This window comes from Enterobacter cloacae complex sp. IR5450, from assembly GCF_049238665.1.
Classification (GTDB): domain Bacteria; phylum Pseudomonadota; class Gammaproteobacteria; order Enterobacterales; family Enterobacteriaceae; genus Enterobacter; species Enterobacter hormaechei_C.
In genome coordinates this window covers 1-1449 of the sequence record NZ_JBMKIC010000080.1, presented here as the reverse complement: position 1 = coordinate 1449, position 1449 = coordinate 1, and the positions used below count along the sequence as shown (strand labels likewise).

The window sequence follows — 1449 nt, the reverse complement described above, 5'->3', positions numbered from 1 at the left end:
TCGGTTTGGTAGACAGCAATGGTTACGTGCCTGTGTCACTGGGAGGTACGGGTAGCAACAGGGGGGCCGCAATTGGTGTCAACATCGATGGAACCTTATCTTCTACTGGCTGGTTTAATGATATTTCAACCAACCCTTCCACAATAGGTTCTGCCCGAATAACTGATGATAATGTATGGCGGAGCTATATTTCTGTTCGCCATCGGAACGGTTCTAATGCGGCCTCAGGAGGAGATAGTGCGAATTACGGATTTATGCTGGTCGATGAAGCAATGTCAGCTCAGTCAGCCGCAAATATCACAATTCGTAAACAGGCAGGCGGTACGTGGCTTTCACCTGTCAAATTATATTCAACGGGTAATACGACTAAAGCAAGTGATGGCACCCTAAAGGCGGCCTCACCTGTTGCTCGCATTGTTAATTCTCAGGAACAGAACCAGCGCACGGATATATCCGAGGATGGTTTTGCATGGTGCGGCTGCGGTACTGCGAACACCGAAGCTGAAGGAATCAAAATTTCCCGGGTCGATGTTGGTGTTTATGTGCTGAGAGGTTCGGCAGGCCTGGCGTCAGAGGGATGGCAGTTACTGCCGCCAATGGACCCAGGCGGCATGGGAGAGCTTGGGATTGTTGAAGCAGAGCAGGCAGAAAGCGGTGGGCTGACTATCCGCCTGTTTAAGCGAAAATACATGCTGAGCGATGAAGGGGAGATCGTCAAAACAAAAGGGGAACCGATGGACGTGCCGGTGAACAGCTGGATCGATGTTCGCTTGGATATGCCTGATGATTCTGCCTTTAATCAGATGATCAATCAGAAACTTCAGCCATAGCTGCACGCTGATTCCAGATACTGTTTTGCGGCATCTCTACACGGACACTGACAAACTGATCGGCCGGAATATCGGCCGGTTCGCCATCCACGAAACCTTCCCGTGAGTTCCTCGCAAATATCGGTGCTGACGGGTATTCCCGGTGGAATGTTTTCACGAGCACTGATCCGTCGGCATTAACCTCATAGTCAAGCCAGATTAGGGCCTGCCCATTACGATCTTTAGGGATATCGAAGCCACCATCAATCCCACCCCACGCCGCATCTGAATTCATACCCATGCAGCCCTCGATCAGATACTCTCCGGCTTTCATGCGAGTTACGGTACAGCCCTCTGATTCGTTATTAGTTTCAAACGAACCGTCTGCATACAGTTTAACTACTGGGGAAGCTGCTTTTAACGTGCCGTCACTAGCTCTGGTAGTGTTACCAGTGTCATAAACTCGTAACCATGGAAGGAATGAGGCGCTTTCTCTTGCCCTCCACCACATACCCTGGTTTCCTCGTCCCCCAAGCTGAAAGCAGTAGGATGAATCGGAACTATGAGCACAGTTTATCCCCATAAACACAGCAGTAGCTGAGGGACCGTCATAAGGGCTACTTAAAAATCGGCCATCGAT

Annotated in this window: 2 pseudogenes; one reads left to right on the top strand and one right to left on the bottom strand. The window is 50.2% G+C overall.

Annotated elements, in window-relative coordinates:
• Positions 1 to 830: pseudogene (locus tag ACOTYB_RS24740) on the top strand (phage tail protein); the annotation flags it as partial.
• On the opposite strand, the pseudogene ACOTYB_RS24735 reads toward ACOTYB_RS24740, so the two are convergent.
• Positions 808 to 1449: pseudogene (locus ACOTYB_RS24735) on the bottom strand (phage tail protein); the annotation flags it as partial. The pseudogenes ACOTYB_RS24740 and ACOTYB_RS24735 sit on opposite strands and share 23 nt — an antisense overlap.